We start from the raw sequence: 25,449 nt of genomic DNA on the forward strand, positions 1-25,449 counted from the left end.
CCCCCCCCTTTTTATTCTGCTAAACAAAATTACATCTCCCCAAAAAAAGACGTTAACTAAACATCTACTTTTGGAGGGGAGATGAAATTTCTAATATCATTACTATTTCTATTTACAGCATCAGCACAAACACAAGTCTTTTATGGAGTCGATTCTGCTCGCCCAGGTGATAAAGAATGTCGTATTGAGGTATTAAAATTCAAAGATGATAAAATCTCTGTTCGCATCACTGGCGGCTACGATAAGGTTAGAACAAAGATTCGTGATATCAAGGTATATAAGATCGCAGATAAACCTTGGAATTACTATATTAAGCATAATTTTCGCGGTGATTTTCAAAAGAGAGTTGATTATATCGATAGTGGATATGTTAGTTTCTTTTTTTTAAACGGTTATTCAAAATCATTTAATATCTATATTGATGAGTTTGAACCAGAAAATGAATATATTAAAATTCAATCATTTAATTATTCTCAAATTGGAACGTTTCATAAAAAGCAAAGTATCAGGTGTGATATTGATTAATTACATTCTTTATATACCCTGATGGTTTCGTGATATGCAATTTTGTGATCGACTATTTCATCAGGGTATTTATCAGTTCCGTATTCTGGAATCCATTTCTTTATATATTCAAAATCTGGATCAAATTTCTTTTGCTGTGTATAGGGATTAAAAATTCGAAAGTATGGGGCAGCATCACAACCAGTTCCTGCCACCCATTGCCAATTTCCATTATTAGAAGCAAGTTCAAAGTCATTTAATTTGCGAGCAAAGTATTTCTCGCCCCAGCGCCAGTCAATGAGAAGATCCTTAACTAAAAAAGAAGCTGCAATCATACGAACTCGGTTATGCATATAGCCCGTTTCATTTAATTCTCTCATTCCTGCATCAACTATTGGGAAGCCTGTTTTTCCTTCACACCACTTCTTGAATTCTTTTTTATTATTCTTCCATTTTATACTTTTATATTTCTCTCTAAATGGAGCATTCTCGACATGAGGGAAGTGATAGAGGATTTGAATGAAAAACTCTCTCCAGATTAGTTCACTTAACCATGTATCATTTTTCTTATATCCTACTTGTGCACATTTACGAGGAGATATGGTTCCAAATCTTAAATGGATACCTAGTTTTGATGTCGCATCGAGAGCTGGAATATCACGGTTCTTGTCATAGTCATCAATTATTCGACCTTTAATCGTTTTTACTTGTTCATCAGCTTTCTCATTATAGATAAAACCAAGATCTTCTAACGTTGGTAAGGTTTCTGCCTTAAAGTTCTTAAAATTATCAAAGTATTTATGAGTCTCAAGGGTCGCAATGTCTTTTGGCCTTAATTCTGCCAGCCATTTATTTTTGTAAGGAGTGTAGACTACATATGGTTTGCCATCATCTTTTAAAATATCGTCTTTAGCAAAAATACAGTGATCTTTATATTGGTGAAAACTAATGTTTTCTTTTTCTAAAAAAGAAGCAATTGCTTTGTCTCTTTTAATCGCATATGGTTCGTAGTCCTCATTTGTATAGACTTCTTCGATATTATATTCTTTTATAAGCTTTTTGTATTCAGTAAGGGGATCACCCGTTAAGACAAGTAGGTCACTTCCAAGATTGTTTAATTCTTCTTTGAGGTCAGTTATTGCATCATGAATGAAACTTACTCTAAGATCATTTTCATCTTCTAACTTCGACAAAATATTTGTATCAAAGATAAATATAGGCAGGACTTCTTTCTGTGATTGTAGTGCATGAAGAAGGCCGCGATTATCTTTTAATCGAAGGTCTCGACGAAACCAGAATATATTAACTTTCTTAGAACTCATATTATGCAATATCTTTTAATAGCTTTAATTCTTTTGGGTACGGTTCAAAGATATATTGGTCTTGTAAATATGCCTTTTGATGTGCCTCTGTTAATACGTTTAGAAACGAGTTTATTGTGAGGTAATTTGAAACACCATTTTGATAATCTTCCATTAAGTTTAACAAGGCTTTCTTTTCTCCTGCTCCTAAATCATTCTTAAAATATCCAAAGACATGATAGCAAGCATTTAGTCTATTCTTACGAGTTGGAAGAATTGAAATCGTTTCCATAAATAACTTAAAGTATATTTGGTAAACTTTTTGTGCTGATAAACCTTCATGGTTAGCAGCAATACGACCGAGAGTTCTCATATTCTCTTGATTATGTTCCATGATGGCATACTTATGCATCTGATGAAATAATTGTAAGTCCCTCATCGTTCCATTTAGTTGTTTAAAACGAAAGTGTGAAAATATCTTTTTTACAAAGTTTTCTCGTAGTTCAATATTTTTAATTCTTCCATTATCGATATAAGGAAGGTTAGGGAATTGATCCATAATGAACCCTGCATATAAACCAGTTGATTTATTCACATAATTTGGATCATCTAATGTAATGGTCTTTACGTTATCTGGGCCACAAGTAGGAGACTTCCTTGTAAATATATGGCCGTCGATATCTAAGTTCTTTAAATCATCTTCGATTGACTCATATGTAATATAAGCTGTCTGAGTAAGCTCTTCTTTTGTGAACTTAGAGCGCAGCTTTACTTCATTATCTTTTCTAGTGGTGCGAAAGAGATGAATTTCTTCTCTTGGAACACCCAGTCCCATCGCAAGTTCTGGACAGACTGGGTGAAAATCAACAAATTTAGATAATTCTGAATAAATCCAATTCTCACGACAATGGCCACCATTGTAGCGAATATTTTCACCTAAAAGGCATGAGCTTATAGCAATGAGTGGTTTTTGTCGTTTCATAATTTATCCAATCTCAACCTTATTGTTGAGTCTTTAAAAGTTTACTAACATCAAAGTGTAGATCTTTCGCTTTTGCTACTAGTTCAAGATAGATTTTCTCATCTAACTCTTTAGTACGTGAAAGAATCCATAGGTACTTTCTCGACTTGTCTCCAACCATTGCATATTGATAGTCTTCATCAAGTTCAAGAATCCAGTAATTACCTGCAAAAATAGGAAGCTTAATCCCTCTTAAAAAGAATTGTACTTTTAACTTTGCATTTGTTTCTTCATCAACAACCCAAGCTCTTGCTTCAGCTTCTTTGTATTCACCATCAGGAGAACCAACACGACACGTGTTTATAACTTTAATATCTCCATCTTTTCTAAGACTGTAATTGGCTTCAACAGCAGTACAGCCTTTTTGAAAGCTTTGATCAAAACGTGCAATCTCATACCACTTACCTAGGTAGCGATCGAGATCAACATAATCAACTGTATCTAGCGGTAAGCTTGAGCTAGATAGTGCAACCGAGCACATTAACATTGAAAAAAATAACACGAGCTTCTTCATCTTCTTCTCCTTCTTAATTTTAGATTAACTACTTATTAACTTCATCAAAAATTTTATCTAATTTTTGACTACGAAATTTAAAAATTTTCTTAACATCACTCCTAACAAAGGCACCGGCAAAGAGATCCCCAAGGGCACCGAGAGGAACCTTATATAAGACCTCATCAGTTAAGAGTGTTCCATTCTTATATGGTATAAAACCATGTGTATGAACCCATTTGTTATAAGGACCTTCTAATTGTTTATCGACAAATTCCTTACCTTTAACAAAGTGTAAAATTTCTGATTTCCACTTAAGAGGAATACCATAAATACTTAAGCGGTAATCGATTATGGTACCCTTTGTAATCTCTGGAGTATTCATATCTAATACTTTAAATCCGATGGAATCTGGTGTGATTGTTTCTAGGTTTTTTTCGTTACTAAAGAAATTAAAGACATTCTCAACTGGCCTTTCAACCCATTGAACCTGTGAGAACTTTTTTTCCAAACCCACAAGATCCTCCAAAGCATCTTTTAAGTTAGGAAATTGAAATTGAAATTTATTTTCATTTAAATATGATGGGATTACATTTTGACCATCTAATAAGAGGGTAGACATCTCTCCTAGAATTATTTTTAATGCAAATCCTGGTGCAGGAAGAATCGTTGGTCTTTTAACAACGCTTCCTAGAGTTGATGTGAACTCTTTATTACTTACTGGTCTTGGAGCTGTTGCATTAATGGCAACTTGATTAACTTGGTTTTCCACTAGGTGAAGATAAATACTTACTAGGTCCTTAATGTGGATCCAGCTCATAAATTGATTTCCACTGCCCAGTTTTCCGGCCACTCCAAGTTTAAAAGCTGGAAGCATTTTTTGAAGAGCACCACCGTTGTTGGCCAAAACGATACCTGTTCTTACATGATTAATAAGAATCTCTTTATTATTTAATTTATCAGTTTCGTCTTCCCAGGCCTTGCATACCTTGGCCAGAAAATCATCACCGTATGAAGCGTCTTCTTTTAGCGCCGGAGGATTCTTTTCACTTTGTGTTCCATAAATTCCAATAGCACTGGCCGTGATAAACTTCTTTAATGAAACTTGATTATTATTAATTGTATCAACTAAGAGTTTAGTACTTTGTGTTCGAGAGTTTAATATTTTCTCTTTTTGTTTCTCGGACCAACGGCCGCCTCCGATATTCTCACCTGCAAGATGAATAATTGTTTCAACACCTTCCAGAGCTGATTCATCGATCTTGTTCGCATTTGGATCCCATTCGAAAAATGAGAGAGGAATTGTGAATTGCTTTGCGGCCTTAGCTGTATTTCGAGTTAGTACTCTTATGTCTTCATGGCCTGCTTTAGCTAGAGCGTAAACTAACTCTTGGCCAATCAATCCAGTTGCTCCAGTGATAAGTATGCTCATTTTTCCTCCTGAGTATACAAGAAATAACTCTTGTATATGTTTTGTATATATAATATAATATACAACAATTGAACAAGAATTTGTAAAATATAGAGGCTTTCATGAATAAAAATATTGGTATCCGAGTAATTTCAGACATTTGTCGAGTTCAACCCCATACAATCAGAATGTGGGAGAAGAGATATGGTGCATTTGAGCCCGTTAGGGGAATGAATGGCGAGAGGCTCTATGGTGATGAAGATGTGGCCAGAGCTAAGGCCATGGCAAACCTCATTGCCCACGGACAAACAATTTCTAAAGTTGCTAATCTAACTCTACAAGAGTTAAACGAGCAGGTTTCTGGGATTTCTGATGAAATGGCCTATGAGACAAATCACATCATTAATGAAGGTGTTGAGCGCTTACTAAGTGCCCTAAAGAGATATGAGATTGATAGAGTTCATTCTGAAGCGGAATACTTAAGGCTTAATTCAAGCTCCAAGGAGTTTATCTTCAAGGTTGTCCTACCTGTAATGCAGCAAACCGGACAAATGGTTGTTGATGGTATGTATACCGTAACACAAGAGCATATCGTTTCGACTATTATTAGGGAACAACTTGGACAAATTAGATTACCAAATCTCCCAGAGTCTGAACGCTTTGCCTTAGCTACTCCTGAAGGAAACCTTCATGAATTATCAATTATAATTGCTGATATCCTTTGTAAGGCCAATAGAAATAGTACTTATTATCTTGGTGCCGCAAATCCTGCACATTGCTTAGCGGAGGCCGTTAACGCGCTATCATGCGATAATATCATCCTTGGTGTTGTAAGCTCTGATCATTGGAATTATGAAACTCATATCATTCCATATTTGAACCGAGTAGATAAAGTCCTTAATAGACCAGTTAGGATCATATTAGGTGGGGCGAAGCCTTTGGACTTTCCTGAATTTAAAAATATTAAGTCTGTTGAGATTATTGCTGACTTCCAACTATTTGATAAGAGGTTATCTGGGCTGTCATAATTAACGCGTTAGGCTTTGTCATACCATTGTTTGATTAGTAAAACTTCCTCGACTTTATAGAGGAGACAACAATGAGAAACACATTCCTAATGTTTATTGCATTATTCTTTAGTGCTCAAGTATTTGCACTTAATGGTAATAATGAATGCCTAAGATTTGAAAATGACGCAGCTAAGGTTGAAGCAATTGAATTTAGCGCAAATTTATTAAATTACGAATCAACTCTTGATTTCTGTACAGCAGATCGCCTTTGGGATCTTCAAGTAACACATGCTCCAAATTTTTGGCCAGTAGGTGAAGAAGATGATCATCATATTAAGCTTCAGCTTCATTATGAGTATCATAGCTGTACAATTTATTACAACCAGACACTTAAGAAGCTTAGTCGTCAGCGTTGTTATAATACTTGGTGATCTAAATAATATTTCAAATACTTAAGGCCCACTTCGTTGGGCCTTTTTTCTTATCTTTTCTTAAGAAATACCGATACTTAAATAAGATGAGAGCTAAATTAAAATACTATTCACTTATTCTTATTTGCCTATTAGCTACAGCTGAGCTCTTTGCTCAAAAGAGTCAGACGTTTGAGTTCGATGATAATAAAGACAAAGTAATTGATAATATCTTTCGCTATGTAGACGGAGCTCTCGTAGAGCACCTCAATGATCGTAATTATGATCAGAAATATGATTATAAAATGCAGGTAAAAGGTAATATTACTCGTATAGAAGCAGATAATGACTTTGATGGTAAATTTGATCGGCTTGAAATCATATCAAATAAAGGCGCAAGCTCACAATATCAACTCTATGACATAAATGATGGAAAAAAGAAGCTAATAGTTGATAGAGAAATTTCAAATCTTGATCATAGAGAAACATTAAGTAATGAATCCAATATTAAATGTAGTTATGAAAACTTCCTCAGAGGTCTAGAGGGGGTTGATGATTTTATTGATAACTTCGATCCAATCATCTCAAGAATTGGAGGAGGTGTTTTTGAATTTACACCAGGAGTTCAAATACACAAGAGCTGCTTAGATAATCTAGGAGATGAGAAGTTTCCAAGGATGCTTCGAAATGCATTGGATAAAGGTCTAAGTTGTCTCTCTGATCTGGCCAGTCAGGATAAAGATAAGTCAATGAAAGGTGAGATTTCAAACTTGTTAAACTTTTTTAACATACAGTTAAGTGGAAAAGTGAATCCTACAAAATTCATCTGTCATAATAAAAATTATAATTGGAGTAATGGTGTCGTCGGTTATGCATCGACCAGTGAAGCTGAGATTAAGAGTCTAGGTATTAAGCATCCATTTGTTTCATTAAATCCAAAGATGGAAAAAAGCTTCTTTGGTGGAATAAAGAACGGCCCGAGCACAGATGAGTTAGAAGGTGTTATGTTTCATGAGATGATTCATAATTTTGGCTATCGACATGGAACAGGTGTCGATACATCTTATGGATGTGAAGCATGTTGCTTTGGTAATGATAAGGCAAAGAAATATGCATGTAATATCTGTGTTGGAAAGTATAAAGACGAAATGGATTCAGCATATATAAGAGATATGGCATTGATGTCTAAGGAGTCAGGTCTCGTTTCAGCAGAGTTATTTCTCTACAATAACATTGAGAGAATCCCTGTTAATCAAGAAAATATCGAATCTTTCTTTATTGGACTGGCAACAAGAGGTCCAGGAGTTTTACAAGAGTTCAAAAAGCAAATGGAACAGAAAGGTTATAAAATACGAGAAACAAGTGAAACGAAAGAGCTGATAAGAGATGCAAAAAACTATCGCCCAATAAATAGTTTTATTGCAAAAGTAAGTGAAGCCTACGCAAGGGCGCTAGTAACATCATTTGTGGATAAAGAACCCTCAAGAGCTAAAACGGCCCTTAGAATGCAAATAACTTCAAAGTCACTTTTTGAAATAGCAGATGAAAATGCAAGAGATTCTCAATTTGCGGCAAAGCTTGGTCGTGGGGTCAGTATGTTAGAAGAACTGCTATAGTCTTATCTAATAATTGTATGATGTAAATATTATCAATCGAATATACATCATGTAAATCGTAATCTATATTCCCCTAAATTATTTAAAGGGGATTCCAATGAAAAAGCTAATTCTATTAATGCTAGTTACGTCATCAATTTTTGCTAATACACTAAGTCAAAAGCAAGAATCAGAGGTTTTAACAGCAATTGATAATATTTGTGGTGATACATGGTGTGAAGGTGATTTTAACTTTAGCTTCAACCTATTTGTTTGTGATGAGAATACAAATTCATGTGTTCTTCAAGCAGATTTAATCGTTTATGACTATAATGGTGAAGTTGAAACTGAAAAGCGCTTCCCACAATCTTGTATTGTTAAAGGTTATACAAACTTCAATCAAATGGTTGAAGAAAGTCGTTGGGGATATGATCTACAATGGCCATTCTATGAAGCTGTTACAGATTGTGTAACTGAGATGGAAGAAGCTGTTTATCAGGTTTGGGAATAACGGTTGAATTTAAAATATTTAAAATATAGGCCTCTTTCAAAGAGGCCTTTTTTATTTCTATTTTAATTTGTAAGGCATATTTGTTTTTGGATTCTTTAAAACACCTTGTGGAAATGAGCTTCTCATTCTCTTTCCATTTGAGAGAATTGTTACATTTACTTGGTTCCCACCAGAGAATGTCTTGTATTCAAATGAGATTTCATTATCTGAGAATAGTCTAATATTCTTATCTGATTGTGCATCAAATGTTGTGTCGTACTCTTTAAATGCATACATTTCATCGAGAAATTTAAATTCAATAGGGCGACTATATTGTCCTGCCCAGCCAAGTGCATATTTAGCGCTTTCCACTATAATTCTGACTCCACTTGTACATTCTTTCCCTGATTTAAAGAAACCAGTTTGTTCTAAAGACTTTGTACTATTTAAAGAATAAGTAAAACGAGTAAGGCCATTTCCTAATTTTGTTCTCTTCTCTCTTAGTGGAGTTGATTGATGTTTTGTTTTATATTCAGCAGAGTCAGACCACACTGGGATCTCATAACGACACCATTGCTCTAAAGTTACATCAAAATTGAGCTCATTTGTTGGAGCATAAAATTCAAAGCTAAAAGGTCTTGCTGTTGTTTGAACTGCTTGAGCGCTTAGACCTATAAAAAGAGTACTTAGGGGAATTAAGTATTTCATTATTTATTCCTTTATATGCGGTTTTTATTTAAGTTTTAAATGAAATATCACTTTTGTTCATTTATGCCAGTTAAAATGTATTTTATTCATTGCCTTGATGCTCGTTTCTATCTAATATCCAATAGTTAATTAGTGAATATGGTGAAAATCCATTACTGTCCCGCAACGGTTATAGTCCGATCCTAATTAGCAAATAACATTTATCCCGAGGAGGAATTATGACTGAAGATCAGTTAAAAGACGCAATCGCGCGCTCAAAAACACGTATTGTTAGGGCCGTTTTCCCAAATAGTACAAATCATTATGACACATTATTTGGTGGTATCACGTTGAAGTGGATGGATGAAGTTGCCTTCATTACCGCAACAAGATTTGGAAGAAAGAAATTTGTCACTGTTTCAAGTGATCGTGTGGACTTCAATATGCCGATCCCAGGAGGCCACTTTGCTGAACTTATTGGAGAAGTTGTTAAAGTTGGAAAAAGTAGTCTAATTGTGGATGTTACTTTAATGCTTGAGGCAATGTATGAAGAAGGACAGATTGAAGCAGTAAAGGGGAGTTTCACTCTAGTTGCAATCAATGATGAACGAAAGGCTGTACCTATTTTCTCATAAAAATAGAGATGGATGGATAAACTTTTTTCATTTAAAATATGACTATGTCATATTTTGAAGAAGAAGTATTTAATAGCGAAAATATTAGTGAACTCAGCTCTCTAAAAGGGGGCGAGTTCATTTGTTGTGAGTTTAATGATTTAGACTTAAGTGGATTAGATGCATCTGGTGCAAAGTTTATTGAATGTAAGTTCAATAACTCAAATTTGAGTAATTTAAATCTATTAGGTGCTACGCTACGAGATGTTTCATTTGGCGATTGTAAGTGTGTCGGTATTAACTTTTCTGAGTGCAATAATTTATTTGATTTAAGGTTTAAGAGAGCTTCTCTTGATTATACAAGCTTTGTGGACTGCTCGTTAAATAGTTCAAGCTTTATTGAAAGCTCTTTTAAAGAGGCGGACTTTTCTCAGGGAACTTTTGAAAATTGTGACTTTTCAAATAGCAATCTCTTAGGTGCGAATTTTTCAAAGGCCAATATGAAAGGCTCTAATTTTAGCCATGCAATTAATTTCTATATTGATATTACAAATACAAATTTAAAAAAATGTAAATTCACTATGCCTGAGGCCCTGAACTTATTGGGACCTTTTGGGATAGAAATCGAATAATCAAAACTAAGCTAGGAAGGCGCCAATGAAAACACCAGAGAAATTTGCTTTAAAGGTTAAAGACAAAATCCGTGCACAAATTAATAGTGCCACTTCAAACAAACATCTATATTCACAAAAAGATTTCCTCTATGAAAGAAAGGGGCCTTGGCCACAGCCTTCTCCTGTTCATCCTTGGGGAGAATCTCCTGCTGTTATTCATGTTCCATTTAGAGAAGTCGCTGACTGGTGGCTTTGGATTGGCCTTCGTTATATGGCGACTCTACCTCTTGCTCCTTTTTATTATCTTAAGGCCAAGATCATTCCTGGACTAAAAGAAGTCACGAATAAGGAATTTGAGGACTTATTAAATTATTCGATGATGAGTAAATTTTTAAGTGATCAATTAGATGAGGAAGATTGGAGAGTTTTTAGTGATTATAATAAAGACGAGAGAGAATGGTTTATTGTCGATCTCGATGCTGTAAGAGTTGTAAAAACTTTTCCTGGTATTTATGCCAGCGCTTCTAAAACACTCCTCTATAAAGAAGGAGAGCGCTTCATCGTTCAGGCGATCTACATCAAAGACACTGAGACTGTATTTGATATAAGTGAGGATTCTGATGCATGGGAGCTAGCAAAGTACTTCGTCCTTCAAGGAGGAGCTCTATGTGCAACTTTAGTTGTTCATCCTTTATTGCACTTTCCATTCGACTCAATAAATGCCATCTCTAAGACATCATTACCTAAAGAGCATGTTTTATTTAAATTACTATCTCCACATTTTCGTTTTACTCTGCCACTAGAGAATGCTGTATTAAATTATAAGAGCTCTCTTCTTCAAGAGAAGTGGTGGATGGTGTATGCGCCTTACCCTGGAGGACCAGCTGGTTTAAGAGATTTACTAGTGGAAGGATATAAGGGAATTAAAGGAAATTTATCTTACCCTCCATTTTCATACTCTCTTAATTCTCCAGGTGTTGAAGGAAAGTACGGCATCTATTTAAAAAGCTACTATGAAGTTTTCTATAAATTTGTATCAGAAATTTTATCAGATGTAGAAGATGGTGATTTTTGGATTACTAAATGGTCTGATTATTGTCATCAGCACGTTAATGATTTTCCAAAAGGTAGTGATATTTTCAAAGGTGATACATTAGTGAGAGCAGTGACGACCTATCTTTTTACAGTAACTGTTGCTCACGCTACTGATCATTACAATTATGGAATCTTAGATAAGAGACAGGTTCCATTACGACTTAGACAAGCGCCTCCTAAAAAGGGAGATAAGATGATGAAAAGATCAAAGCTTGTTAAGGCCTGGGATCAAATGAAATACTCTATGGCCGATAATCTCTTCTTTTCACCAACTACGGTGACAAAACTCATTGATGCTAATTATAAGTTCAAATGTCCTCGACGAAGAAAGGCAGTTATAACCTTTAAAAAAGATCTTATCGACCTTGATAGAAAGTTAAAAAAAGAGGGGATAGAATATATGCCACTTAATAAAATTTCGGCAAGTATTCAGTTCTAAAGGCTTAAATTATTGGCAGTAATTGGAGCTTGTTCACATGACGTAAATCATAATTGTATTTTTATGTTTTGAGAAAAAGCTCTTTTATTTCATGTAGTTACATCGCTAATTTCACCTCATGATGAAAGTGGCAATAAATATTATGGGATAATTGGCCATTATGATGTTACGTGATAAATTAATTGCGCTTCTATTTGGGGACTTGAAAAACTTTTCAGATCAAGAAGTTTCACATTTTCGTCTCTATCTATTGACGGTGCTTCTTACTGCACCTCTATTGTGGACTCACGTATTGGCCGCATATTTATTTACAGATATTCCTGCCTTCTATCAACTGGGAATTGTCTGTGCAACGATTCATCTATTGAGTCCACTTCTGTATAAAGTATTCCGCTCTTTTTCATTAATCTTTCACGCAATCATGTTTGCAGGATTCTCTCATATTGTTCTTTGGACACATTATACCGGTGGGATTTACAGTGTTCAGCCTATTTGGTTTACCGTTCTTCCTCTTATCGCTGGAGTTGTAGGAACACGTAGAGACTTTATCGTCTGGTGTGTGATTCCTGTCGTTGCGACTTTATATTATTTCGTGCTTAACTTAAATGGTTTTGTATTTACAAATCACTTATCTCAAACTGGTGATATTGCTGCCCGTGTTTTTATAATGATGGGACTTATCTTTTTAAATACTGTTTATATGTTTGTTTTCTTAACTGAAAGGGACCGCTTTAATAAGGCCATTTTTGAAAAGAGTGAACAAATTAATACTCTTTTAACACTCGTTGGACACGACATAAGTAACCCTTTAACTGTTATTAATTTATCACAGAAGAAGTTATTTAAATTATTAGAAGATAATTCTGATGAAGAGATTAAGAAGTGCTTGGCCCGTATTAATTCTTGCACGACTGGGATTGGAAATATACTTGCTCAAATACGGGATCTACAATCAATCAAACAAGGTAAAGTCGAGTTAAAATTTGAAAAGGTCTATATTAATGATGTTGTGGACTATCTTTTAAAAGTATTTGAATCTAAGCTTCAAGAAAAGGAGATTATTCTAAATTATGACTTTAAAAAGTATCGAAATGTCTATGTCATGGGAAATGCTACAGCATTAAAATATCAAATCCTAGGCAATCTCCTCTCTAATGCAATCAAATTTTCGGAAAGAGGTAAGGAGATAAAAATAACCTTAGAAGAAACAATTGATGGTGTTCATATTAATTTGGTTGATGAAGGTGTTGGAATTGATGAAACACTCTTAGATATTCTTTTTGAAAGTAATGCCATCACATCAAGACAGGGAACCGGTGGAGAAAAAGGAACAGGTTTTGGGATGTCCATTGTGAAGACATTTGTTGAACTCAGTCATGGAACTATTGCTGTGAAGTCCCGAACTAAGAATGACTCACCGGACAATCATGGAACACATTTTCAATTAAGCTTTAAAAAGACGCTATTCTCTTAATTTTTCTTTTTCTGCTGGGATTTGTTATAATGTATTAAATTTATAACAAAAGAGGAATCTATGAGAATGATGAGGTCGACAAATCCGACACTATCAAATGATGTTTTTAATACAAGAGCAACAACAGGTGAAACAATGAGTTTTTCTGGGGTTTTCAATAAGGGGATGATTCTCTTTGCTCTTATGATGATGACTTTTATTTATACTTGGAATCAGACACTTGGTGCTCTTGAAAATGGTATGGGTGGCCAACTTTCACCATTTGTCATGATAGGTCTTATTGGTGGACTTATTGCAGCAATGGTTACAATTTTTAAACCAACTTGGGCCATGTTCACAGCTCCAATCTATGCACTCTTTGAGGGCCTATTACTTGGCTCTGTTTCAGCAATGTATGAATTTCAATTCCAGGGATTAGTCTTTAATGCCGTAACGATTACATTTGGTGCTTTTATCACACTTTTCTTTCTTTATCGTTGGGGCCTAGTTAGAGCAACTGGTACTTTTAAGAAGATTATAATGACAGCAATGGGAGCTATTTTCTTAGTGTATATGGTTGGCTTTGTAATGAGCTTCTTTGGAGCATCAATTCCATTAATTCATGGAAATGGTCCAGTAGGTATTGGCTTTAGTCTTGTGGTGGTTTGTATTGCAGCTTTTAGTTTAATTCTTGATTTTGACTTCATTGAAAGAAGTGTTAATCAAGGTGCTCCTAAGTACTTAGAGTGGTATGCTAGCTTTTCACTTATGGTTACTTTAATTTGGCTTTATATGGAAGTATTAAGATTATTATCAAAGTTAAATAGTCGCGACTAATTTAAATATTTATGGACCAGCGTGCTCCAAAGAGTATCTGGTCCATTATTAGCTTTTCTGAATTAAAATCTTTTCCAGTTTTCCCATCTAAATCTTCAATCTTCTTACGATATAAATTAAATAGACTCTGATCTTCTGGCAGTTGATTGGCCATTTCTTTTAAAACTTGTGCTGCTTTTGAGAACTCTTTTGCAACGGGAGTATTAGAGCGTCCCGCTATTTCATAACTTTGATAAACAGAAGTAATCGTCTTTTTAAAATCTAGTAAGAGCTTTTTACTAATTGAATTATCAAGAGGAATATTCTTATATGCCCAATCCTTAATTTCGCTTATCTCAGTAAAATGAGCGTAGAATGAATCAGTTCGGCTATACTCGTATCCCCATTTTGATTTCTTTACGATCACACCTTGGCAAACGACTTTTAAGGCATCATCACTTAAACTATTAACAGTGATCGTTGATGTTCCTAAAATCTCCTCACTCTCATAGCCTTCTAAATCAAGGCAACGATATCGACATGTGAAGATGACCTCTTTTGGATATGGTGCTGAAAAATCATTTTGAATATAGCGCTTAGTTGAGTAGTCACTAATACAGTGGCCGGCCTCTAGTGCATATGAATGAAATGAGAAAAGAATTAATGAAATAAGTAACTTTAAAATCACGTTCTATCCTTGAGTTGTCATACCGTTATAAATAACGAACCAGATATAAATAGATAAAATAAGGAGGATTACCTTAAGTACAATACGGATATAATTTGGCTTGCGTGGCTTCATTGGCGCATTATAGGTGGGACTTATCAAAAGTTCAATATTACTAAGTAGTTGAATATATTGAGTAGTATAGCTTTTACGTCAAGTTAATTAACTTAGTTTCCGATAAAGTCTTAAGTATTTTTATTATTAGGGGAAACAATGCTTAAACTTCTTAAGAATCCGTCACTAATTCTAATCTTTTCTCTCTTGGCCGGGGTATTTCCACAGGTCTATGTCGCAAAGTACGATTATCCAGATTTCTTAAGTCGCCTGCCGGCTTCTTCCGGTCAGAAAACGGCCTATGAAGTATGGGGTGAGATGATGGAGTCATCTGTGGCCTTTAATGCTAAAGCAACCCAAGTCCTAGGCTCTGGCCGTCGTGCCATTTCTTGGGGAGGTGAAAAAGAGGGTTCATCTTCATATGTCACAAGAATCTTTGGGCCAAGTGCACATACGTTTGAAGCTATTGTCGAAGGTTATTCGATGGATGAAGAAGAGCAAGTTACATTTCTTAGAGACTTCTTTAGTCGTTGGATGAATAATCGAGCTGGTGAATCGATACGTGTATGGATTGATGAAGATGGTGTTCGCCATGATCCTGCACAAGAGTTATTAGATGCTAAGGGGCGAAATAAGGCCATTAATATGTCCTTCTTAAATAACTTTGACCCGCAAACAGCATCACATGAACAGTTAATGAATAAATGGTCAGAATTTATTAGTAAGACCAATAATAGTCCATATAGTTATTTAACTCCTGGAACTAGACGTAAGTTTTTTAAAGGAGAATTCTCATCATTAGTAGATCCAATTGACGATTACTATGACATGGTTCCCAATCTTGGAGCACCTGAAAAGTATATGTCTGAAATTGAAGATACTTCTGTTGGATGGGAAGTTAAATTTGCACCACAGAAGTCTTATGGTGAATTTCAAGAAATGATCGCATGGTTTAAGAAAACGATGGGACGCGGAGGTGAGTTATTTCAGGCTCCGGGGCACCAGCGTATGGTTGTTCCTATTGGTGGAAACTTTAATCGTTCAAAAGCAGCTGAGTTAACAAAAGCAGCTCAGGCCCTTATTGTCTTGGAGGGAATTGCTGGACGATCAGGTATTGAAACTGCTGATTATAAAAGTATTATTGATGATTATGAAATTATCGAAGCACTGGAAGACGGTTATGAAACAAATCGTGGTCCTCTTCGTGTCGATGATGAAGATCGTTTTATTAATAACTCAATCTCAATTGAGTTTAGATCGGGGACAAAGAACTCTCGTGTCGCTCGCTTTATTCAAGCTTCAATGGCATCTCGCTTTTCTCGCGGAGACTTTACAGGGATCTCTAAAGCTGATTCTTGGAATATCATTGGAGAATACTCGACATACCCTGATGAAGATGACCTCGTTGAGCGTTTTGGACTAACTCGTAGTCAGGCCCAGAGGGCCGCTCAAAAACTAAGAAGAGCTGGATTAAGTGGTTACAATATTGCTCTATGGAATTGGTATGATGATAATCCAATGTTAGGGGATACTAAGAAAGCTATTTTAAAGAATTTAACACGAGACTATTTAATTGATGTGGCAAGTTTACGTCATACTAATTATGAGAATTTAAAGAAGGCAGTAATCTCTTTACAAAGAGAATGGGTTAAATCTTCAAATATTGCTGAAGATGTTAAGAAGTATATGATGCCTGCTCGAAAGTTTTCGGATAAAGAAAATTTTCATAAGTTTAAACCAGGTACAAGAATGAATGTCGATGTTAATAAAATCGATCTTGGAGTTGAGTACTCAGCTAAATTCCCATTAAAGTTTGAAGGTGACTATGCCATGATTGAAGATGGTAGCGGAGGCTATAATCGCCAAAGGCTAATGGATGGAAAAATGTCTTGGCTTCAAACACGTGTTGATATGTCGCCAGAAGAAAAAGAAGAATACCTAAAGAAGATGGCCGTTGATTTAAGAGATCGTCTAGGTGGAGAAGGTGAGCCTGAAAGACTTTTTGAGGATGGTCACGGTCACGGTTTAGATATCGCATATAAAATTAAAGACTCAAAAGATCGTTCATGGCGAATTGAGTGGGATGGTATTGGACGTAATTATACCCCAAGTGGTGAAGTCTTAGTTGAGTCTGTTAGAGCTGGATCAATTGAAGTCGTTACTCCAAAATTTGAACCAAATATGGATGAAGTCCAAGCAGTATATGATACTTTTGAAAAGAATAATGCCCTTCCATATATTAAAGCAGGTGGTGGGCACTTAAATATTGATCTAACGGCATTTGAAGGAAAACCGAAAGAGTTTGCTCGCTTTCTAGCGACTTTCCATGAATATAGGTCAGTCATTGCATTCTTATTTCAGGATCTCAATCGTATTAAAAGTGCAGAGCCTGTCGATATTAGTGAAGAGTTTGCTCAAAAACTTGCTAATTGGAATGGTTCTGAAGCAGACCTAAAAAAGGCCCTTTATAATGAAGGATATTTTAATAAGCGAGTAGGAAGAAAGACTCGTTATACGCACTTAGATGTTTCTGCCTATTTTCAGGATGTCATTCCTCCTAAGTTTATTAGTGATGACTTTGATATCTCTAACCCAAAAGTTCCGTGGAGACCTGCCTTTAGAGTAAATCCAAAAATTCGCAAGGCCGAAGTGAGAATGTTTAATGCTCCAAGAGATGCATATGAGAGTGCTCTTCAAATGAAGCTATTTCGTGCAATTTTAAATAAAGCATTAAATAAAAATGATGAGATCTCTGGTGAGATGCAAAGTATTTCTCATGAAGAGTATCTGGAAAGGCCAGATCGCTTAATGGATGACTTAAAGAAGATGACTGATGATCTTGGTCTAGAGATGCGTGAATTTAGACCACTTGCTGGTGAAGCATTATCTAATGTTGAACATTATACGCAAATGAAATTTTATAAACCATTAGCTGATCAATTAACAAATAATCCAAAGTTTACTAATTGGGAAAGGGCAGTAAGACCAAGGGGAGCTCGTTCTGCGATTTCTTCTGAAGGAAGAGCTTATACTGGAGAAATTTCACCCGAGGCCCGAGAGTTTCAACGATTAAGGATTCAATCCGCAGAAGATAGCGCATACAATCGCGCCAATGCGGCCACAAATCTTTCTGGCCTTCCTCAGCTAAAAAAGAAGACCAATTGTGTAACAGCAATTAGAGATCTCATTGGTCAATAACAGTGGTTAAACGAGAGATCTATTCAACGCTTATCCATGAGGATGCAAAACATATTGTGGATCTTTTGGAAAGTCATGGTATTAAGAGCGAGTCATCGAACTCGCTCTTAAATGATCATATCTATCTCAATAGTGCTGCCACAAAAGAATATTCTATATCCATTAATGAATTGGACTATTATCAAGCGAAGTCCCTGTTAGAAAAAGAAGGTGTTGAAGTAAAAGAGATACCTCTTTCTGATGGTAAAAAGAAGCTTGATATCGATTATCTTCACGATTCTCTACGTTTGGCGATCTTTGGAATGCTATTTGTTCCGCTCATTTTAAATATTCTATCCCTATTTAAACTTTATATGGCCATTAATAAGGGACAAAAACTTAAGTTCTTCTCAGTTCTACAAATCCTATTCTTTAACATCGTTGGAATCAGCTTTTGGAGTATTTTTCTCTATAATAAATATATTGAATCACAATGATAATTTATAATCATTATATTTATGATGACTAATTCGATAATTTCTCTTTAACAAACTTTTTCAATAAAGAAAAAGAGTAGGGAGAATTTATGAAAGCATTATTAGTTGTATTATTTTCGTTGACGTGCTTTGCACAAACGACAGTTATTTCAGAGCGTACGGTTCAACTACCTGTTGATATTAGTAGCGCTAAATTAAAATGGACGAACCTAGGTTATGGTAGCATTTATTTTGTAAAAGTCATTGTTCCGCAATTAGCTGGAGAAACATTCCTAAATCATCGAAATGTTGGTGAGGACGGACCTTGTTTATTTACTCATGATACGAGAAACGTAGAGGACGTCGTCGGAGACAATCCTTCAATTGAAGATGTTGATTTTAAGATCAAGCTATCAAAGCAAACAATCAAGCTTGACGAACAAAAGTGTGGGGTTGTTCTAATAGAGGATGTAAGAGCAAATATTCGTGGTTTTGAATTTCAGCACACTCTTAGACACACAATGCCAGAAAGACATATTGATGATTGCTTCTAGCGAAGGTCTTTAAATAAAAATTCCAATCCATTAAGTTTGATCTCGGCCAGCTCTTCCAAGAGCTTGCCGAGCTCTCCTTGTGGAAAGCCTTTATTCGAAAACCACACAAGATACTCATCAGGTAGGTCTATAAGAAGGCGACCTTGATACTTTCCAAAGGGCATACGAATTTGGACAAATTTTAATAGATGTTCCTTATTAAATTCAATATCCATAAAGACATTATAAATTAATACTCGTTGACTGGCCCCTAAATACTTTGCTAAATATGACATATGGCAGAATTTAAAGACTTAGGGTTATCCCCACATATTTTATCAGCTCTTGAAAAGAAAGGTTATACACAACCAACTGAAATTCAAGAACAAGCGATTACACCAGTTTTACAAGGGCGTGATCTTATTGCAATCTCACAGACTGGGAGTGGGAAAACTGCTGCTTTTAGTGTTCCGCTACTTCATTTAATCAAAGAAAATAAGAGAAAGCTTAATCCATTTCATGTAAGGGCGCTTGTTATTGTGCCAACACGTGAACTTGCTATGCAGGTAGAAGAAAGCTTTAAGCAATATGGTAAGGGACTTGCCTTATCGACAATGGCCATATACGGCGGCCACAGTCGTAAGCAACAAGTTCAAAAGCTTGCTAAAGGAATTCAGATCCTAGTTGCAACACCTGGGCGTCTAGTGGATCTATTAGAAGATGATTATGTTATTCTTGATGATTTAAAATACTTTGTCCTTGATGAAGCAGATCGCATGCTTGATATGGGATTTAAAAATGATCTTGATAAGGTGATGGACAAACTTCCTAGTGAAAGACAATCGCTTTTATTTTCTGCAACGATGCCAAAGCCTGTTGAAGAAATAGCTCGAAGAACTCTAGTTAACCCTCATCGTATTGAGATTGCACCAGTGCACGCAAGACATGAAGGGATTCGTCAGATGGCCTATCTTGTTGAAGAAGAAATGAAGGCCGACTTTCTTTTGAAGTTTCTTAAAGAGCGCCATATTAAAAGTATAATTGTCTTTGTGAAAACAAAGTCTCAGGCAAATAAATTAGAAAGGTATCTTAAAGAGAATCATATTAAGGCCTGTGCAATTCATTCTGATCGCGATCAACGCCAAAGAGTTTATAATTTAAAAGAGTTTCAAAAGGGTGCCATGCACGTTCTTGTGGCAACTGATATTGCAGCAAGAGGTCTTGATATTGATGGTGTAGGATATGTCTTAAACTTCAACCTACCTCAACAAATCGAAAATTACACACACAGAATCGGAAGAACTGGCCGTGGGGGAAGAAGAGGTATTGCGATCTCTTATATCTCACCGCAAGAAGAAGGCTATTTTAATAGAATCCAAAAAGAACTTGGTCTTGATATTCATATAAAAAGGCCTACAAAGTAGGCCTCTCATATTTTTTGAATATCTTTTGAAAATTACTTTTCGATATTTGCACCAACAATCGCAGCCATTTGCATCATGTTGATTGTCTCACCTTCATTCATATTACGAAGATCTGTTACTTTTCCAGACTTAGAAGTTGAGTTTGTATTTCTAAAAATTGGAAGTAGAGTAGCGTCAGCTACAATAAACTTACCTGCATTTTCAGGCTTTCCATTTTCAGTTTTTGTTTGAAGACCTTTTTCCTTGATATAGTCCCAAAGTCTTTTTGTAATCTCTGTGCGTGGAAGTTCAGTTTCCCCTAGCATTGATGCTAGTTCTGTTTTTAACTTAACTGGCTTCTTTAATCCTTTTGCTTCACTCATATTTAAATCCTTTTTAAATAGCTACTGAAATATTGTTTAGTAAAATCAAGTCTTTGTACAGTAAATTCTTAGTCATCTAGTCGATCATCAGCAATATGTGTCGATAAATCATCAATTACTGATAATTCCACGATATTTGATGCTTTGTCTAATAGCAATTGGCAGTCTTTACTTAAGTTAAGTAAATGAAGTTTTTTTCCAACTTGCTCATAACGCTCAGTGATATTTTGCAGGGCCTCAATTCCTGAATGATCCCAAACTTTTGAGTTATCAAAGTCGATATAAACGTGTTCTTTATCTTCTTTAAATTCAAAAAGGTCTTTAAAAGAAGTTACTGAACCGAAGAATAATGGGCCTTCTAATTCATAGAATGTTCCTTCTTTTTTATCTTCTCTTTTTGCATGCATTGTTTTTCCGTGTTCCCATGCAAAAACTAAAGCTGAAACAATAATACCAACAGCAACCGCCACTGCTAAGTCAGTTAGAATCGTTACAACTGAAACGAGGATAATAACAAATAGATCAGACATCGGAATCTTTTTAAAGAGTCTTAAGCTTGACCACTCAAATGTTCCAATAACAACCATAAACATAACACCAACAAGTGCACCAAGTGGAATCATCTCAATTAGAGGGGCACCAAAGAGTACAAATAGTAGGAGAAGAATAGCTGCTGTAATTCCTGAGAATCGACCTCGTCCACCACCGCGAATATTAATCATTGATTGCCCAATCATGGCACAACCACCCATTCCGCCAAAGAATCCATTAACGAAGTTTCCAATTCCTTGACCAATACATTCACGATTTCCTTTTCCTCGAGTATCAGTTAGTTCATCAACAAGTTGAAGAGTCATAAGGGACTCAATTAAACCAACTGCGGCCGCAAGAACAGCATATGGAAGAATGAAAGTAAAAGCATCCATTGTGAATGGTACATATGGAATTCTAAAAGATGGAAGACCTGCTGCAATCGTTGTGATTGATTTATCTTGATCTTGAACAAAGTCGAGAACTGTTCTTACTAGTCCTGGATTTGCTTCATTTAGAAAGTAGCCAATGACTGTTGAGAGAACGATACCTGCTAATGTGGCAGGAATGGCCTTTGTTAACTTTGGTAAGAATACGCTTACTCCCATTGTAAGAGCTATTAGGCCACACATTGTCATTAGTTGAGGTGATGGTAGAAGTTCTCCTCCCATCGTAAACTGACTAAATTGCGCCTTAAAGATAATAATCGCTAGACCATTTACAAAACCCAGCATAACAGGATGTGGTACAAGGCGAATGAACTTACCAAGTTTTAATATCCCACAAATGATTTGAATCATTCCCATTAAAATAACGGCAGCAAAAAGGTAGTTTAGCGCATTATCCATGGCCGCATCAAACGTCATACCTTGTGACTTACTCATTTCCATTACTTTATACACTAGTGGTGCAAAGATAACAGCAACTGCTCCTGTTGCACCTGTGATCATTCCTGGCCTACCACCAAAAATCGAAGCGAGTAATCCCATCATGAAAGCTGCGTAAAGACCTACTTTCGGATGTACTCCTGCAACAAAGGCAAAGGCAATCGCTTCAGGAACTAGTGCTAAGGCAACAGTTAATCCTGAAAGGAAGTCGTTTTTGAGGTTTTCTGGTTTCTTTACAATTAATTGAACAAATTTGTTCTTCAGTGAAGCACTTACATCTTCACTATGCTTGATTTTATCAGCTGACATCTCTCTTCCTGTTTTAAATGATATAAGGCTAAATCATATATTACTTGATGCATTATTTAAAGTAATTATCCTTTAAGAAGTCGTTAAACATTAATTACTTATCAGTTGTTTTTGATCTCGTTCAAAGCATCACAAATATTATTTAATAATTGGCAATTCTTAACAATTTATTGACCAAATAGGGACATCTCTTTTTTAGGACATGAGATTATTCTAATGTAAGGACAGGTGTTCTTACAAAGGAGGCTAGGTCCATTGAAAACTTTTATTGTGAACTCAAAAAATCCGAGTAGCTTTGAGGAGACAAATTTTAAATGTCCAATTGCAAAAGGACGAGACGTTCTAATTAGAGTAAAGAGTATTGCTCCTTGTGAGGTGGATGTTGCGCTAAGAACAAAAAGGGTTGGTGAAGTTATTGGAACTGATGCGGCAGGTATTATTGTTGAAACTGGCCGAGATGTTAAAGGGTTTCGAGTTGGTGATGAGGTGTATTATCACTCTGATCATTCACGAGAAGGATGTCATAGTGAGTTTCACTTAATTAATGAAGAGCGGCTTGCAAGAAAGCCTGTGAGTATGAGTTTTGAAGAAGCCGCGACGATGCCTGGCTCGACACTCCTTGCATACGAAAGCCTCTTTGATTCACTTCAGGTTGATCCTGAAGTTAGTCGAGGCAAGTCTCTATTGATAACAAATAGTAGGTGTAGTGTTTCGGCCATGGTAGTACAGCTTGCGGCTAACCTTACAAATTTGGTGATCTTTACTATTGCTTCTAATGATGAAGAAGCAGAGTATATGCAGGCAATGGGTGCTGATTATATCTTGGATGATTCCTTTTCTTTAGATACTCAATTAAAGCATTATGGCCTAAAGCGAGTGGATTTTATTTTTAGTATCGTAAAAGAATATGATGACATACTAAGAATTCGAAGTATCACTGATAGAGATTCAAGAGCAACTTATCTCATCTCTTCACAGCATGAGAATGAAGTGATGAACCATTTTGATTCTCGTTTAAACTTTGAGCAGGACTTTATTTTTTGTGGTGAGAGTCAGTGTTCTTCTCTTGAAAATCAAGGGGAGAGGCTGAAGGAGATTGCAGAGCTTATCGATGCTGGTGCATTTGAGTCTCTCTTAACAGCTAATCTTGGCATCATTGATGAAGAGTCGTTAGCATATGCCCATCGAATGGTGGAAAATGACCAATTACTAGGTAAAGTTGTCTTAAATTACAGTGAATAACCCATAAATTGAATAAAAAGAGCACAAATATTGTGCTCTTTCCTTTTTCGTTTATAATGAAACTATGAAAATTAATGAAGAACTTACAGAAAAATTTAAAGAAGCTTACGATGTTGCCCTAAAGGCAAGAAGTCAAGCTCATGCTCCATATTCAAAATTTCAAGTTGGCTCGGCCTTAAAAATTGAAGGCGTTGATCAATGTATACCTGGCTGTAATGTTGAGAATGCAAGTTATGGTGGAACAATTTGTGCTGAAAGAGGAAGCATCCTTTCAAGTGTTGCCAATCACGGCAAGAAAAAATTCGAATATATTGTCGTTGTAACCGACCAAGAAGAGCCTGCGGTTCCATGTGCTTTTTGTCTTCAGGTATTGTCTGAGTTTGTTGGCCCTGACTTTCCAATTTATCTTGGAAACCTAAAAGGCATCACTAAAGAAGTTCTTTTTAAAGAACTGCTACCACATCCGTTTACTGAGTTTACAGTTTAACAGCGTTGGAAAACTTCTTTCGTGTGAGCACCATAGATTTCTAGATCATTTAGTCCTGCTAGACTTTTAATAAGCTCTTTGTCGGACTTATCATCTAAGTTCTTTTCTAGGTACTCAAAGAAACCATTTCGGTCTTTGCTTTCAAACGAAGCACTCTGAACTATGCGGTAAAGATCCTCACGAGTATTATTTGAGACCTCAATTAACTTATGAAGCACAAAGCTTGATAGGTGTTTGAAGTTTGCAGTTACTTTTGAAAGCATGGCCTCTTTATCCACAACAAGATCTTCAATTGTACTAGTCATTCTCTCTATAGAGTAGAAGAGTATTCCAAACATATCTGGTAAATAAAACCTTTCTGAGCTTGAATGGCTAATATCTCTTTCGTGCCATAGGAGAGTATTATCCATGGCAATTTGCTGATAAGAGCGAAGCATTCTGGCCATTCCTGTTAGGTTTTCACTAGAGATTGGGTTCTTTTTGTGTGGCATTGTGGAAGAACCTTTCTGTCCTTTTTTAAAGCCTTCAAAAACTTCTGCAACATCAGAGTGTTGAAGATGGCGAATTTCAATACAAAGTCTTTCTAGAGCGCAACCAAATAGTGAGATAATAGATGTCAATTTTGCATGTCGATCCCTTGGGATAACCTGTGTTGATACAGATTCTACTTGTAGATCAAGTTGTGATAGAACACGCTTTTCAATTTCAGGAGTAATGATCGTGTAATTTCCAACTGCTCCTGAAATTTGACCAGTAAGTTCATTATTGTAGAAGTCTTTAAGGTCATTGAATCTTCTCTTAAATTCACAGTAGTGACCTCTTAATTTTTGCCCAAAGCTCATTGGCTCAGCAAAAATCCCATGTGAGCGGCCAATGCATATTGTGTCTTGATGCTCTAGGGACTTGTCTTCAAGAGACTTAAGAAGCTTTTCGAAAATAGGGAAAGTACGTTCTAGAGTTTCTTTTATTTGAAGAGTTAGTGCTGTATCGATTACGTCTGAAGAAGTCACACCGTAGTGAAAAAACTTTCCTTCATTGGTTTCTAGTTGTTCTGTGATTGAAGTACAAAAAGCAATAACGTCATGGCGTGTTTCTTTTTCTATTTCTTTGATTCTCTCTGGACTGACAGAAACAGTATTGAGTTTATTAGAGAATTTATTTTCAATTAGTCCTGCTTCTTCAAGTGCGACGACAAGGGCCTTTTCAACTTCGAGGAATTTCTCAAATTTAAATTGGTCTGTCCAAATTTCACTGATTTCTGCTTTGTTATATCTTTCAATCATATTT

Annotated in this window: 26 protein-coding genes and 1 riboswitch; of the genes, 16 read left to right on the forward strand and 10 right to left on the reverse strand. The window is 35.8% G+C overall.

Going from position 1 to position 25,449, the window contains the following annotated elements; genetic code table 11:
• The first annotated feature begins 81 nt into the window (after positions 1-81).
• Positions 82-525, forward strand: coding sequence for a hypothetical protein (locus VCM44_RS05475; protein WP_334678238.1), 444 nt, complete (start codon positions 82-84; stop codon positions 523-525).
• Here VCM44_RS05475 and VCM44_RS05480 read toward each other — a convergent pair.
• From VCM44_RS05480 to VCM44_RS05495, 4 genes are read right to left on the reverse strand one after another with little or no spacing between them, the layout of a single operon-like run.
• Positions 522-1,826 (reverse strand): cryptochrome/photolyase family protein, encoded by a 1,305-nt coding sequence (locus VCM44_RS05480; RefSeq protein WP_120405163.1) that lies wholly within the window; start codon positions 1,824-1,826, stop codon positions 522-524. The two genes, VCM44_RS05475 and VCM44_RS05480, sit on opposite strands and share 4 nt — an antisense overlap.
• A gap of 1 nt (position 1,827) precedes the next feature.
• Complete coding sequence (locus tag VCM44_RS05485; protein ID WP_114705208.1) at positions 1,828-2,787, reverse strand: DUF523 and DUF1722 domain-containing protein; 960 nt, start codon at positions 2,785-2,787, stop codon at positions 1,828-1,830.
• Between the two features lie 19 nt (positions 2,788-2,806).
• Positions 2,807-3,340 (reverse strand): lipocalin family protein, encoded by a 534-nt coding sequence (locus VCM44_RS05490; RefSeq protein ID WP_114705207.1) that lies wholly within the window; start codon positions 3,338-3,340, stop codon positions 2,807-2,809.
• Positions 3,341-3,368: 28 nt separating this feature from the next.
• Positions 3,369-4,751, reverse strand: a complete 1,383-nt coding sequence (locus VCM44_RS05495) for a TIGR01777 family oxidoreductase (protein WP_120405161.1) — start codon at positions 4,749-4,751, stop codon at positions 3,369-3,371.
• Positions 4,752-4,852: 101 nt separating this feature from the next.
• On the opposite strand from VCM44_RS05495, the gene VCM44_RS05500 reads away from it, so the two are divergent.
• From VCM44_RS05500 to VCM44_RS05515, 4 genes are all read left to right on the forward strand, one after another.
• Positions 4,853-5,758 (forward strand): MerR family transcriptional regulator, encoded by a 906-nt coding sequence (locus tag VCM44_RS05500; protein WP_114705205.1) that lies wholly within the window; start codon positions 4,853-4,855, stop codon positions 5,756-5,758.
• 71 nt (positions 5,759-5,829) lie between these two features.
• Entirely contained in the window at positions 5,830-6,171 is a 342-nt protein-coding gene (locus VCM44_RS05505; protein WP_114705204.1) for a hypothetical protein, read from the forward strand.
• 86 nt (positions 6,172-6,257) lie between these two features.
• Positions 6,258-7,766 (forward strand): hypothetical protein, encoded by a 1,509-nt coding sequence (locus VCM44_RS05510; protein ID WP_334678239.1) that lies wholly within the window; start codon positions 6,258-6,260, stop codon positions 7,764-7,766.
• A 97-nt stretch (positions 7,767-7,863) separates the two neighbouring features.
• Positions 7,864-8,256 (forward strand): hypothetical protein, encoded by a 393-nt coding sequence (locus VCM44_RS05515; protein ID WP_334678240.1) that lies wholly within the window; start codon positions 7,864-7,866, stop codon positions 8,254-8,256.
• A 57-nt stretch (positions 8,257-8,313) separates the two neighbouring features.
• On the opposite strand, the gene VCM44_RS05520 is transcribed toward VCM44_RS05515, so the two are convergent.
• Positions 8,314-8,943, reverse strand: a complete 630-nt coding sequence (locus VCM44_RS05520; protein ID WP_334678241.1) for a hypothetical protein — start codon at positions 8,941-8,943, stop codon at positions 8,314-8,316.
• A 115-nt stretch (positions 8,944-9,058) separates the two neighbouring features.
• A riboswitch (adenosylcobalamin-variant (AdoCbl-variant) riboswitch) is annotated at positions 9,059-9,136 on the forward strand.
• Between the two features lie 25 nt (positions 9,137-9,161).
• Between VCM44_RS05520 and VCM44_RS05525 the strand changes: the two genes are divergently transcribed.
• The 5 genes from VCM44_RS05525 (at position 9,162) to VCM44_RS05545 (ending at position 13,974) form a co-directional block, all read left to right on the forward strand.
• Entirely contained in the window at positions 9,162-9,557 is a 396-nt protein-coding gene (locus tag VCM44_RS05525) for an acyl-CoA thioesterase (RefSeq protein ID WP_334678242.1), read from the forward strand.
• Between the two features lie 44 nt (positions 9,558-9,601).
• A complete protein-coding gene (locus VCM44_RS05530; protein ID WP_162929651.1) occupies positions 9,602-10,168 on the forward strand; it encodes a pentapeptide repeat-containing protein in 567 nt (188 codons plus the stop codon).
• Between the two features lie 25 nt (positions 10,169-10,193).
• A complete protein-coding gene (locus VCM44_RS05535; protein ID WP_334678243.1) occupies positions 10,194-11,684 on the forward strand; it encodes a hypothetical protein in 1,491 nt (496 codons plus the stop codon).
• Positions 11,685-11,844: 160 nt separating this feature from the next.
• Entirely contained in the window at positions 11,845-13,158 is a 1,314-nt protein-coding gene (locus tag VCM44_RS05540) for a sensor histidine kinase (protein ID WP_334678244.1), read from the forward strand.
• Between the two features lie 69 nt (positions 13,159-13,227).
• A complete protein-coding gene (locus VCM44_RS05545) occupies positions 13,228-13,974 on the forward strand; it encodes a Bax inhibitor-1/YccA family protein (RefSeq protein ID WP_120405655.1) in 747 nt (248 codons plus the stop codon).
• Position 13,975: 1 nt separating this feature from the next.
• Here VCM44_RS05545 and VCM44_RS05550 read toward each other — a convergent pair whose 3' ends face one another.
• A complete protein-coding gene (locus VCM44_RS05550) occupies positions 13,976-14,641 on the reverse strand; it encodes a hypothetical protein (protein ID WP_334678245.1) in 666 nt (221 codons plus the stop codon).
• 252 nt (positions 14,642-14,893) lie between these two features.
• Between VCM44_RS05550 and VCM44_RS05555 the strand changes: the two genes are divergently transcribed.
• From VCM44_RS05555 to VCM44_RS05565, 3 genes are all read left to right on the forward strand, one after another.
• Complete coding sequence (locus tag VCM44_RS05555; protein ID WP_114705195.1) at positions 14,894-17,932, forward strand: hypothetical protein; 3,039 nt, start codon at positions 14,894-14,896, stop codon at positions 17,930-17,932.
• A gap of 2 nt (positions 17,933-17,934) precedes the next feature.
• Entirely contained in the window at positions 17,935-18,408 is a 474-nt protein-coding gene (locus tag VCM44_RS05560; RefSeq protein ID WP_114705194.1) for a hypothetical protein, read from the forward strand.
• Positions 18,409-18,497: 89 nt separating this feature from the next.
• Entirely contained in the window at positions 18,498-18,941 is a 444-nt protein-coding gene (locus VCM44_RS05565) for a hypothetical protein (protein ID WP_114705193.1), read from the forward strand.
• Here the strand turns inward: VCM44_RS05565 and VCM44_RS05570 are convergent.
• Entirely contained in the window at positions 18,938-19,156 is a 219-nt protein-coding gene (locus VCM44_RS05570) for a DUF3820 family protein (RefSeq protein WP_120405654.1), read from the reverse strand. The two genes, VCM44_RS05565 and VCM44_RS05570, sit on opposite strands and share 4 nt — an antisense overlap.
• Positions 19,157-19,216: 60 nt before the next feature.
• On the opposite strand from VCM44_RS05570, the gene VCM44_RS05575 reads away from it, so the two are divergent.
• Positions 19,217-20,344 (forward strand): DEAD/DEAH box helicase, encoded by a 1,128-nt coding sequence (locus VCM44_RS05575; RefSeq protein WP_334678246.1) that lies wholly within the window; start codon positions 19,217-19,219, stop codon positions 20,342-20,344.
• Between the two features lie 32 nt (positions 20,345-20,376).
• On the opposite strand, the gene VCM44_RS05580 is transcribed toward VCM44_RS05575, so the two are convergent.
• Positions 20,377-20,706, reverse strand: coding sequence for an SWIB/MDM2 domain-containing protein (locus VCM44_RS05580; RefSeq protein ID WP_114705191.1), 330 nt, complete (start codon positions 20,704-20,706; stop codon positions 20,377-20,379).
• A 68-nt stretch (positions 20,707-20,774) separates the two neighbouring features.
• On the reverse strand, positions 20,775-22,433 hold the full coding sequence (locus tag VCM44_RS05585) for a SulP family inorganic anion transporter (protein ID WP_114705190.1): 1,659 nt from the start codon (positions 22,431-22,433) through the stop codon (positions 20,775-20,777).
• 255 nt (positions 22,434-22,688) lie between these two features.
• Here VCM44_RS05585 and VCM44_RS05590 point away from each other — a divergent pair, with 255 nt between their 5' ends.
• Together VCM44_RS05590 and cdd are read left to right on the forward strand one after the other, a co-directional pair.
• Entirely contained in the window at positions 22,689-23,675 is a 987-nt protein-coding gene (locus tag VCM44_RS05590) for an alcohol dehydrogenase catalytic domain-containing protein (protein ID WP_334678247.1), read from the forward strand.
• A 64-nt stretch (positions 23,676-23,739) separates the two neighbouring features.
• Positions 23,740-24,162 (forward strand): cytidine deaminase, encoded by a 423-nt coding sequence (gene cdd / locus VCM44_RS05595; RefSeq protein WP_114705188.1) that lies wholly within the window; start codon positions 23,740-23,742, stop codon positions 24,160-24,162.
• Here cdd and purB read toward each other — a convergent pair.
• Entirely contained in the window at positions 24,159-25,445 is a 1,287-nt protein-coding gene (gene purB, locus VCM44_RS05600) for an adenylosuccinate lyase (protein WP_334678248.1), read from the reverse strand. The two genes, cdd and purB, sit on opposite strands and share 4 nt — an antisense overlap.
• Positions 25,446-25,449 lie beyond the last annotated feature (4 nt).

Origin of the sequence: Halobacteriovorax sp. DPLXC-1, assembly GCF_036903125.1 — a bacterium.
Classification (GTDB): domain Bacteria; phylum Bdellovibrionota; class Bacteriovoracia; order Bacteriovoracales; family Bacteriovoracaceae; genus Halobacteriovorax_A; species Halobacteriovorax_A vibrionivorans.

Bases quoted from the DNA above. Each gene is read 5' to 3' on its own strand.
- VCM44_RS05475 (WP_334678238.1), top strand. From the start codon at position 82: ATGAAATTTCTAATATCATTACTATTTCTATTTACAGCATCAGCACAA.
- VCM44_RS05480 (WP_120405163.1), bottom strand. From the start codon at position 1,826: ATGAGTTCTAAGAAAGTTAATATATTCTGGTTTCGTCGAGACCTTCGA.
- VCM44_RS05485 (WP_114705208.1), bottom strand. From the start codon at position 2,787: ATGAAACGACAAAAACCACTCATTGCTATAAGCTCATGCCTTTTAGGT.
- VCM44_RS05490 (WP_114705207.1), bottom strand. From the start codon at position 3,340: ATGAAGAAGCTCGTGTTATTTTTTTCAATGTTAATGTGCTCGGTTGCA.
- VCM44_RS05495 (WP_120405161.1), bottom strand. From the start codon at position 4,751: ATGAGCATACTTATCACTGGAGCAACTGGATTGATTGGCCAAGAGTTA.
- VCM44_RS05500 (WP_114705205.1), top strand. From the start codon at position 4,853: ATGAATAAAAATATTGGTATCCGAGTAATTTCAGACATTTGTCGAGTT.
- VCM44_RS05505 (WP_114705204.1), top strand. From the start codon at position 5,830: ATGAGAAACACATTCCTAATGTTTATTGCATTATTCTTTAGTGCTCAA.
- VCM44_RS05510 (WP_334678239.1), top strand. From the start codon at position 6,258: ATGAGAGCTAAATTAAAATACTATTCACTTATTCTTATTTGCCTATTA.
- VCM44_RS05515 (WP_334678240.1), top strand. From the start codon at position 7,864: ATGAAAAAGCTAATTCTATTAATGCTAGTTACGTCATCAATTTTTGCT.
- VCM44_RS05520 (WP_334678241.1), bottom strand. From the start codon at position 8,943: ATGAAATACTTAATTCCCCTAAGTACTCTTTTTATAGGTCTAAGCGCT.
- VCM44_RS05525 (WP_334678242.1), top strand. From the start codon at position 9,162: ATGACTGAAGATCAGTTAAAAGACGCAATCGCGCGCTCAAAAACACGT.
- VCM44_RS05530 (WP_162929651.1), top strand. From the start codon at position 9,602: ATGTCATATTTTGAAGAAGAAGTATTTAATAGCGAAAATATTAGTGAA.
- VCM44_RS05535 (WP_334678243.1), top strand. From the start codon at position 10,194: ATGAAAACACCAGAGAAATTTGCTTTAAAGGTTAAAGACAAAATCCGT.
- VCM44_RS05540 (WP_334678244.1), top strand. From the start codon at position 11,845: ATGATGTTACGTGATAAATTAATTGCGCTTCTATTTGGGGACTTGAAA.
- VCM44_RS05545 (WP_120405655.1), top strand. From the start codon at position 13,228: ATGAGGTCGACAAATCCGACACTATCAAATGATGTTTTTAATACAAGA.
- VCM44_RS05555 (WP_114705195.1), top strand. From the start codon at position 14,894: ATGCTTAAACTTCTTAAGAATCCGTCACTAATTCTAATCTTTTCTCTC.
- VCM44_RS05565 (WP_114705193.1), top strand. From the start codon at position 18,498: ATGAAAGCATTATTAGTTGTATTATTTTCGTTGACGTGCTTTGCACAA.
- VCM44_RS05570 (WP_120405654.1), bottom strand. From the start codon at position 19,156: ATGGATATTGAATTTAATAAGGAACATCTATTAAAATTTGTCCAAATT.
- VCM44_RS05575 (WP_334678246.1), top strand. From the start codon at position 19,217: ATGGCAGAATTTAAAGACTTAGGGTTATCCCCACATATTTTATCAGCT.
- VCM44_RS05580 (WP_114705191.1), bottom strand. From the start codon at position 20,706: ATGAGTGAAGCAAAAGGATTAAAGAAGCCAGTTAAGTTAAAAACAGAA.
- VCM44_RS05585 (WP_114705190.1), bottom strand. From the start codon at position 22,433: ATGTCAGCTGATAAAATCAAGCATAGTGAAGATGTAAGTGCTTCACTG.
- cdd (WP_114705188.1), top strand. From the start codon at position 23,740: ATGAAAATTAATGAAGAACTTACAGAAAAATTTAAAGAAGCTTACGAT.
- purB (WP_334678248.1), bottom strand. From the start codon at position 25,445: ATGATTGAAAGATATAACAAAGCAGAAATCAGTGAAATTTGGACAGAC.